Genomic DNA, 8,676 nt, shown 5'->3' on the forward strand with positions numbered 1-8,676 from the left:
TTCCCATCTCAGGTCTCGCGGCGGCATGTCTGGCCGAGTGCTTCGATCATCGCCTGGCAGGCAGCCAGTTCGCTTATCAGGATGAATTCGTTGGGTTTATGTGCACGGGCAATATCGCCCGGCCCGCAGATGATCGCGTCGATGCCTGCCTGCTGGTAGAGGCCGGCCTCTGTGCCATAGCTGACGGCAGCAAGCGGCGTGATGCCAGTAAGGCTTTCGAGAAGTGCAGCGAGCGGAGATTCTGAAGCAAGCAGCAGGGCAGGGTAGGTGCTGAGCAATTGCCAGTCGATTTCGAAGCTTCTGGTAGTGAGCGCTTCAGCTGCTGCTTTGACCGGAGCAAGCAGCGCCTGCGGGTCGGCAGACGAAATGGCTCGCGCCTCTATCTCCAGCGCGCAGAGGTCCGGAATGACATTGACCGCCTGTCCACCGTTTATGGTGCCGACGGAAATGGAGGAGTAGGGGGGCTCGAATTCCCTCTCGAACGGGCCGTTCGTCAGCTCTTCTGCGGCAGCGACTGCGGCCTGTAAAATGTCAGTTATCGCATGAATTGCGTTCAGGCCGAGATCGGGACGAGAGGAGTGTCCTGATCGCCCTTTGATCGCGACCCTCGCTGCAGCCTTTCCTTTATGCGCGAGAATGGCGCGCATGCCGCTCGGTTCTCCGATGATCGCGCCGAGTGGTGGCGCGCAGAACTCGGGCAAGCGGGCAAGCAAATGCGGTACGCCACGGCAGCCTGCCTCTTCGTCATAGGAGAAGGCAAGGTGGATCGGTCGGGAGAGAGGAGCGGTGACGAGTGCTGGAACCGCTGCGAGAGCTGCCGCCAGAAAACCCTTCATGTCGCTGGTCCCGCGACCGTAGAGTTTTTCGTCATCGGCTCTCAGCGTAAAAGGGTCGCTCTCCCAGCCGGCTTCGCTAGCCGGCACCACATCCATATGGCCTGACAGAATGTATCCGGACCTGTCTGCGGGACCTATGGTGGCGAAAAGATTGGCGCGGTCACCCTCGGGGCCGGCAAGCACATGCGCCTTGATGCCGAAGGAAGAAAGATAAGCCGATATCCAGTCGATGATATCGCCGTTGGGCGTGCCGACGACGGAGGGAAATCCAACCAGCTTTTCCAGGATGTCGTTTGTGCGCATCGCTCTCGCCGTCATACTCAGTTGTTATGTGCCGCAGAGACGGCATCTCCCCTTTTATGGAGACCAAGGTTAGTTGCCGGGAACAGGAATGGCTGCCGAAAGTCGGCGTCATACGGTGCAATCTTGTGCCGGAACTCGCCTTCGCAGTGAAATGTTTCGCCGGGTGCGGGTTAACATGGCTGTCGGGAGAGAAGGCTTTCCATTGGCCTTTGGGAGAGTCCTATCGCGGCTGGGTGAAGGATGAATACGAAGATACCACAGACATTGCATGTCGATGCATTCGAGATGCGGACCACCGACATTGCGGATGTAGAGCTTTCACAGCTTCAGGCATTGTCGATTTCCGTCGGATGGCCGCATCGGGCACCAGACTGGCAGCACGCACGCGATGTCGGCCACGGCTTTGTCGCGCTGGACGAGATCGGTCGGATATCCGCCTCTACCATGTGGTTTCCCCATGGAGAGCAATTTGCCACTTTCGGCATGCTGATCACCTCTCCCAGGCTGCAGGCAAATGGAGCGGCGAAATGGCTGATGGAGCGCGTGCTGGCGGAATGTTCCGGCCGGCACATTCGCCTCAACTCGACCCGGGCAGCCCGTCGCCTTTACACCTCTTTTGGTTTTCGACCGCAGCGGACCGTGTTTCAATGTCAAGGGGAGGCAGTGACACCACTGGTAGTTCCATCACTCACTGATGGGATGACACTTAAACGCCTGGACCGCACCGATCTCGAAGCCGTAATTGCGCTCGACACTCCAGCCTTTGGCGCAGAGCGGCGTATTCATCTCACTCGCCTGTTCGATAGTTCGATCTGTTACGGTCTATATGATGGTGACCGGCTGCTGGCCTATTCGATGAGACGCAGGTTCGGGCGCGGGCATGTGATTGGTCCCGTTGTTGCGTCCTGCGACGCAGACGCCATTGTCGTGACACATCCCCATATCGTTGCGCATGTCGGTAATTTTCTGCGGATAGACCTCCGTTTCGACACTGGTGATTTCGCCAGTTTCGTTCAACAGTCGGGAATGGCCGTCTACGATACGGTCAAGACGATGGTGACATCCGAGGCTGCCAGTTATGGCGAAAGCGATGGCGGCCGGCCGATCGTCTATGGGCTGGCTTCACAATCCTTCGGCTGAACAGATGTATTGGCTCACGCTGGCAGAGGCTTTGGCCCTGCCAGCGTGAGGTCAACGCTGGTCCCAGCGATCGCGCATCTCGTAGAAAAGGACGGCGAGGGGCAGGAACCACGGCTTGCCGTAGTAAAGAGGGCGGCTGCGGAACGGCAGATCCTCATATGCGCTCGGCTGACGTTCGATCCCCAGCATGCGCTCGGCGATCTTGTGGCCGAACCAGCTCGCGCGGGCGATGCCGGTTCCGTTGTAACCACATGCATAATGAACGCCTTCGTGTTGGCCCATATGTGGCAGCTTGTCGAAGGTGAAACCGGTCTGGCCATGCCAGTAATGGGAGATCCGCGTTTCCGACAGTTCCGGAAAAATCTGCAACATCTGCTTGCGGAGATGGGCGGCATTCGCTTGCGCCACGTTTTCACCGCTTACCTTGAGCACACGACCGCCGAAAAGGATGCGTGTGCCGTCCGGTGACGGCCGATAATAGGTGACGACGCGCTGGCTTCCGGCCAGCATGCGGCGCTTTGGCATAAGCCGATCCATTGTGGCAGCCGGCAGTGGTTCGGTTGCGATGATCGCGCTGCGGATGGGAATGATGCGGCGCTGCAGGAAAGGATAAAGCGGGCCGCTATAGCCGTTGGTGGCGATCAGTACCTGTTTTGCCTCGATCTGTTGTTTGCCTACTGCTACTCGAAAAGTCGCCACTTGGCGTTCGATTGCCGTGACGCGCACGCCGCCAATGACGTTTGCGCCCGCTCGCTCGGCGGCCTTTGCCAAACCGGCGACGTAACGTGCCGGATGAAGGCCGGCATATCTCGGTATGGCAAGGCCTCCATGGTAGAAGTCTGTTCCGATTTCGCCATGTTGCTCCACTCGCGGCACGAGATAGGCATCGCAAGGCATGACCTTGCGGATGCGATCCAGCTGCGCCCCCATGGCATCATAGGCGCGGGGCGTCATGGCGCCTCGAAAATATCCGACCACCGAAAGATCGCAGTCGATTCTCTCCCGATCGACGACATCCTTTACATGCTGCAGGGCGTGAAAGCTCTCCGTGACGATCGCCCGCGCTTTCTCCGGGCCATAGGCCATTGCCGTATCGAATGTCGCCCAGCCCGGACCCAACATGCCGCCGTTTCGGGAAGACGCACCCCAACCGGGTGCTTCCGCATCCAGCACGGTGACCTCCCGCCCGGCCTTGGCAAGTGTCAGGGCCGCGTTGAGGCCGGTGAAGCCGCCACCGACAATAACCACCTCGCTGCGAGAAGGTAGAACTGCCTCCGCGCTCGTTGCCGGTTTTGCCGCCTCCCACCAGTAGGGTGCGTTGACGGCGTCGTCGGTGAAAAATGGTCCCTTCAACGTTGTCATTGCGGTCACGCCTCCAGAACACGTCTGAGAAAATCCTGCGTACGCGGATTTTGCGGGCGGCTCAGGACTTCTTCGGGCGGCCCTTGTTCGACGAGGACGCCGCCATCAAGAAAGAGCACGCGATCGGCAACCTCGCGTGCAAATCCCATCTCGTGCGTGACGACAACCATGGTCATGCCTTCTGCCGCAAGCGATCGCATGACGGCCAGCACTTCGCCGACAAGTTCCGGATCGAGCGCCGAGGTCGGCTCGTCGAACAGGATGGCATCGGGCTGCATGCCGAGCGCTCTGGCGATCGCGACACGCTGCTGTTGGCCGCCCGAGAGTTGCGGCGGATAGCTGTCCGCCTTGGCGGCAAGCCCGACGCGCGTCAGAAGTTCTCGGGCGTGTTCGATCGCTTTCTCGCGAGGTTCCTTCTTAACGTAGATCGGTCCTTCCGCGACATTCTCCAGCGCCGTCATATGCGGGAAAAGGTTGAAGCGCTGGAACACCATGGCGACCCGTGTGCGGATGCGCCTGATAGTTTTACTTGTGGTGTCGACACGATCCCCATGCACCCTGATCTCGCCGCCCTGATAGGTCTCGAGCCCGTTGATGCAGCGAAGCAAGGTCGATTTGCCTGAGCCGGAAGGGCCGATGATGCAGACAACCTCGCCCTTTTTTACGGAGAAGGAGATGTCGTGGATGACTTCGATCGTGCCGAAACTCTTTCGGATATTCTTCAGCTCGATGATGCTCATCGCGATTTCCCCAGACGCCGTTCAAGCCAGGAATTGAAAGCCGTCAGCGGCAGGCTCATGGCAAGATAGATGAGAGCAACAAGCGTGAAGATGATGGTGTTCTCGAAAGTGGAGGACGCAAGCAGTTTTCCCTGTAGAGAAAGCTCCGCTACGGTGATGGTCGAGGCAAGCGAGGAGTCCTTCAGCAGCATGATCATGGTGCTGCCGTAAGGCGGAAGCGCGACACGGATCGCCTGCGGCAGGATGATGCGGCGCATCAGCAGCCCCCAGCCCATGCCGATCGATAGCGCCGCTTCCGTCTGTCCCCGATCGATGGCCTCGATGCCAGAGCGAAAAACCTCAGCCATATAGGGAGAGTAGGCGATACCCAGCCCGATTATGGCCGCCTGAACGGCGCTCAGCGAAAGGCCGAGATCCGGCATGACGAAATAGATGTAGAACAGGATCACCATGCCGGGAATACCACGGACGACGATGATGATCGTGCTGGCGGTCCAGGCAAGCGGCCCTATGCCGCTCACCCTCATCGAAGCCCAGACCAGACCGAGCACCGTCGCAAGGACGAATGCTCCAAAGGTCACGAGCAAGGTCATATAGACGCCCTGCATCAGGATCGGCAGATAGCCGGGCGCCTGCTCGAAAAAGTGAGACATGATCGTCAGTGCCGGCCCTTAGAGGCCCCACTTCTTCTTGATCGCGTCGAAGCGTCCATCCTTCTTCATGTTGGCGAGCCCGGTGTTGATCTTTTCCAGAAGCTCTGCATTGCCCTTGGTGACCGCGATATTGATCGGCCCAACGACAGCAGGCTTATAGGATTGAACCAGGCGGAGGCCCGGGAAGCGCCCTTGCGCGATGTTGTAGGCAAGGATCGGATAGTCGCCAACGCCGCCATCCAGACGGCCATTGGTAACGTCGCGTAGGATATCGGGCAGGGATTCATAGGCGTTGACTTCAGACGGCGCGCCGGAGGACTTCATGTAATCGATATAGCGGGTCCCGACCTGAGCCCCCAGCTTCTTGCCCTTCAGGTCTTCCACACCGGTGTAATCGGTGGCGTCCTTGTCGGATACGACCAGTCCCTCACCATAGGTATATACGTCCTGGCTGAAGTCGACGATCTTGGCGCGCTCCGGAGAGCCATACATGGCGGCGGAAATGATATCGATCTTGCCGGAGGTCAATGCGGCAATCAGCGCCGAGAACTGCATCGGCTGGATTTCGATCTTGAACCCGCCCTCCTTGGCAATCTCCTCGATGACATCCACCATCACGCCCTGAATGGTGTTGGTCTTGGCGTCAAGGAAGGTGAAGGGGGTGCCAGTCGGGGTTGAACCGACCTTATAGACCGTCGTCTGTGCCTGGGCGGCGTGAGCGGCGACTGCGAATGATATGGCAACCAGAGTTCTCTTGAACCACATTTTACCTGTTCCCTTTTATATTTTTGGAGAAAACGCACGGCGATTGTCTCGCCGAGAAATGCTTGGAATTTCTCGCGAATTTCTTGGCTTATGTAGAATTTTTGCCGACCGGTGAGGCGCTGCTGAAATCAACCGGTGAGCAACAGTGTCGCATCTGGCCATCGCACGATGTTTCGAATGGCAAAGGGCACGCGGCAGATAATGCTGAATCCGGATCTATTTCGAAATCTGATCTGATCAGGTAGCGTAGAACGTCTGCCTTGGTGGTCTTCGAGTTTACGTGCGCCGCTCTCTGGAAAGCACGGGGATCTCACGGTTCAGCCCCACAGGCCGAACGATCTCGCCATCTTGAACAGGCGAGAGGCGAGGGCGGTTGATTTCTACCCGCTCGCGGTAAACCAGGCCACGAGTTCGGCGGAATTCCTTATGCCAATAGCCCTCATCAGCCTTGCCCGATGTGACTCAACAGTCCTTACAGACAGGTCGAGCTCAGTTGCAATTTGCGCACTGGTCTTGCCTTGAACAACAAGTGTTATGATCTGGCTTTGCCTGTCTGTGAGGGATATGCCCCGCGAGGCAACAGGCCGTGCCAGGGGCTGAAAGCAGTATATTGCCTGGGCGAATGGATCCGTTGCGTGCCGCGTCCTGCCATGGACCTGGCACCAGAATTTTTGGCCATCTCCAGCCGTCATAATTCGCTCGTCGTAATAGACTTGACCATTTGGGAGATTGGCCTGCCACGTCCGACCGGTCCGGACAAAATCGGAATGTTTCGGGTAGAGCTGCGCAAAGCTGTGATCGATGAGATCCGATCGCGCATATTTAAACAGGCTGGCGAATTGCTCGTTGCAATCCCGGATAATTCTATGTGTCGCAAAGACCATGGGGACGGGGATCTCGTCCAACCCGAAATTCCAGCTTTCTGCACTCTCTGCCACGACAATTCTCTCGCGAAAGGCGGTATAAATACTGCTATCCTTCGCATTCCATCAAGGCTTATCTTGCTTTTTGTCATCCCCGATTTTCGGGCGACAGGAGGAACCGGGTGGAGGAACTATGAGGAAAGTTGTCGCTACGGCCAGCGAGGCCATGGCGGGATTGCTTCGCGATGGCATGACGCTCATGTCCGGTGGCTTCGGGCTTTGTGGTATTCCGTCGACCTTGATCGAAGCAATCCGCCTGTCGGGTGTCAAAGACCTGACTGTCATTTCGAACAATGCCGGCGTCGATGGTTTCGGCCTTGGTGTGCTTCTGGAGACGCGCCAGATACGCAAGATGATCTCGTCCTATGTTGGCGAGAATAAACTGTTTGCGGAGCAGTATCTTTCGGGCGCTCTTGAGCTCGAATTCAACCCGCAGGGAACGCTAGCCGAGCGTATCCGAGCCGGCGGGGCGGGTATTCCTGCATTTTTCACCAAAACCGGTGTCGGCACGCTGGTTGCCGAAGGCAAGGAGATCCGCCGTTTTGGTGAAGACGATTACGTCATGGAAACCGGACTTTTCGCCGATCTCTCCCTCATTCATGCCTGGAAAGGCGATACGGAAGGTAATCTCGTCTATCGGAAAACGGCGCGGAACTTCAATCCTGTCATGGCAACGGCGGCCCATGTGACGATTGCCGAGGTTGAGCATCTTGTACCGGCCGGGGAAATCGATCCGGACGCGATCCATACGCCCGGCATTTTCGTCAACAAGATCCTGCATGTTCCCAACGGCGAAAAACGCATCGAGCAAAGAACCGTACGCAAGCTGGGGGAGGAGGTCTGACATGGCCTGGACGCGTGAACAGATGGCGGCTCGGGCTGCTCGCGAACTGCAGGACGGCTTTTACGTCAATCTCGGCATCGGTATTCCAACCCTGGTGGCCAATTTCATTCCGGACGGAATGGAAGTAACGCTTCAGAGCGAAAACGGCATGCTTGGCATGGGGCCTTTTCCATTCGAGGGCGAAGAAGATGCCGACCTCATCAATGCCGGCAAGCAGACGATAACGCAGCTTCCCAAAACCAGCTATTTCTCGTCGGCGGACAGCTTTGGAATGATCCGCGGCGGGCATATAGACCTATCGATCCTGGGTGCCATGCAGGTTTCCCAGAGCGGTGATCTGGCCAATTGGATGATCCCGGGCAAGATGGTCAAGGGCATGGGAGGCGCCATGGACCTCGTCGCAGGAGTGAAGCGGGTTGTTGTCGTCATGGAACACGAAGCAAAGGGCGAACCGAAGCTTCTGAAGGAATGTACGCTGCCGCTGACCGGACGGCGTGTTGCCGATATGGTGATCACTGATCTCGGCGTTTTCCGTGTCGCTCGCAATGGCCCACCGAAATTGACGCTGATTGGCCTGGCGGATGGAGTTGGCGTCGAAGAAATAAGAGCGAAGACAGACGCCGCTTTCGATATCGATCCTAGTCATATGTGAGATAGACAGACGCTCCATTCCGGCCGGCATGCTCCGGCCGGAAAATATCGACCAGCACAAAGTTCCATAATGTAGATTATGCGATCTTCGTGTGTAAGGGCTATTTAGTAATGCGACAGTTGGGCCAGTTAGAGATGCGACAGTCTCGCCTCTCGACGCACTGGTCAAAACCAACGTTGGGAGCAAGGATGACGGTCTTCAGCCTGGTCGAGACCATGAGCATTCGGAGTCGTCATGTCCTTTTTGATCACCATGTCGCAGAAAGAATTGCATCGCCTCGAACTCATCCAGAAGATCCGTGACGAACGCCTGAGCGTCGTCCAGGTGGCCAAACGTCTCGACCTCAGTCGAAGTCAGGTCCATCGGCTGCTGCAGGCCTATGACCGGGATGGTCCGGCCGGGCTCGTTTCGAAGAAGCGATCACGGCCGAGCAATCGGCGCCACAGCGAGGAGTTCCG

Annotated in this window: 10 protein-coding genes; 4 read left to right on the top strand and 6 right to left on the bottom strand. The window is 57.6% G+C overall.

Annotated features, from left to right (window positions below; all coding sequences use genetic code 11):
• Positions 1-8 precede the first annotated feature (8 nt).
• A complete protein-coding gene (argE, locus tag JNB91_RS25950; RefSeq protein WP_220328377.1) occupies positions 9-1,139 on the bottom strand; it encodes an acetylornithine deacetylase in 1,131 nt (376 codons plus the stop codon).
• A gap of 240 nt (positions 1,140-1,379) precedes the next feature.
• On the opposite strand from argE, the gene JNB91_RS25955 reads away from it, so the two are divergent.
• On the top strand, positions 1,380-2,279 hold the full coding sequence (locus JNB91_RS25955) for a GNAT family N-acetyltransferase (protein ID WP_220328378.1): 900 nt from the start codon (positions 1,380-1,382) through the stop codon (positions 2,277-2,279).
• 51 nt (positions 2,280-2,330) lie between these two features.
• Here the strand turns inward: JNB91_RS25955 and JNB91_RS25960 are convergent, their stop codons facing one another.
• The 5 genes from JNB91_RS25960 to JNB91_RS31495 form a co-directional block, all read right to left on the bottom strand.
• Complete coding sequence (locus JNB91_RS25960; protein WP_220328379.1) at positions 2,331-3,641, bottom strand: NAD(P)/FAD-dependent oxidoreductase; 1,311 nt, start codon at positions 3,639-3,641, stop codon at positions 2,331-2,333.
• Positions 3,642-3,646: 5 nt separating this feature from the next.
• On the bottom strand, positions 3,647-4,375 hold the full coding sequence (locus JNB91_RS25965) for an amino acid ABC transporter ATP-binding protein (protein ID WP_220328389.1): 729 nt from the start codon (positions 4,373-4,375) through the stop codon (positions 3,647-3,649).
• A gap of 2 nt (positions 4,376-4,377) precedes the next feature.
• Positions 4,378-5,034, bottom strand: a complete 657-nt coding sequence (locus tag JNB91_RS25970; RefSeq protein WP_220328380.1) for an amino acid ABC transporter permease — start codon at positions 5,032-5,034, stop codon at positions 4,378-4,380.
• A gap of 18 nt (positions 5,035-5,052) precedes the next feature.
• On the bottom strand, positions 5,053-5,799 hold the full coding sequence (locus JNB91_RS25975) for an ABC transporter substrate-binding protein (RefSeq protein ID WP_220328381.1): 747 nt from the start codon (positions 5,797-5,799) through the stop codon (positions 5,053-5,055).
• Between the two features lie 380 nt (positions 5,800-6,179).
• Positions 6,180-6,737: a helix-turn-helix transcriptional regulator gene (locus tag JNB91_RS31495; protein ID WP_346269396.1), complete on the bottom strand. Its 558-nt coding sequence runs from the start codon at positions 6,735-6,737 to the stop codon at positions 6,180-6,182.
• 118 nt (positions 6,738-6,855) lie between these two features.
• Here JNB91_RS31495 and JNB91_RS25985 point away from each other — a divergent pair, with 118 nt between their 5' ends.
• The 3 genes from JNB91_RS25985 to JNB91_RS25995 all read left to right on the top strand — a co-directional run.
• Positions 6,856-7,566: a CoA transferase subunit A gene (locus JNB91_RS25985; protein WP_220328382.1), complete on the top strand. Its 711-nt coding sequence runs from the start codon at positions 6,856-6,858 to the stop codon at positions 7,564-7,566.
• Position 7,567: 1 nt separating this feature from the next.
• Positions 7,568-8,218, top strand: a complete 651-nt coding sequence (locus JNB91_RS25990; RefSeq protein ID WP_220328383.1) for a 3-oxoacid CoA-transferase subunit B — start codon at positions 7,568-7,570, stop codon at positions 8,216-8,218.
• Positions 8,219-8,452: 234 nt separating this feature from the next.
• A partial coding sequence (locus tag JNB91_RS25995) for a helix-turn-helix domain-containing protein (RefSeq protein ID WP_220328384.1) occupies positions 8,453-8,676 on the top strand: 224 nt, incomplete at its 3' end.

It is taken from the genome of Aliirhizobium wenxiniae, assembly GCF_019511445.1.
Classification (GTDB): Bacteria; Pseudomonadota; Alphaproteobacteria; order Rhizobiales; family Rhizobiaceae; genus Neorhizobium; species Neorhizobium wenxiniae_A.

Bases quoted from the DNA above. Each gene is read 5' to 3' on its own strand.
- argE (WP_220328377.1), bottom strand. From the start codon at position 1,139: ATGCGCACAAACGACATCCTGGAAAAGCTGGTTGGATTTCCCTCCGTC.
- JNB91_RS25985 (WP_220328382.1), top strand. From the start codon at position 6,856: ATGAGGAAAGTTGTCGCTACGGCCAGCGAGGCCATGGCGGGATTGCTT.
- JNB91_RS25990 (WP_220328383.1), top strand. From the start codon at position 7,568: ATGGCCTGGACGCGTGAACAGATGGCGGCTCGGGCTGCTCGCGAACTG.
- JNB91_RS25970 (WP_220328380.1), bottom strand. From the start codon at position 5,034: ATGTCTCACTTTTTCGAGCAGGCGCCCGGCTATCTGCCGATCCTGATG.
- JNB91_RS25960 (WP_220328379.1), bottom strand. From the start codon at position 3,641: ATGACAACGTTGAAGGGACCATTTTTCACCGACGACGCCGTCAACGCA.
- JNB91_RS25975 (WP_220328381.1), bottom strand. From the start codon at position 5,799: ATGTGGTTCAAGAGAACTCTGGTTGCCATATCATTCGCAGTCGCCGCT.
- JNB91_RS25955 (WP_220328378.1), top strand. From the start codon at position 1,380: ATGAATACGAAGATACCACAGACATTGCATGTCGATGCATTCGAGATG.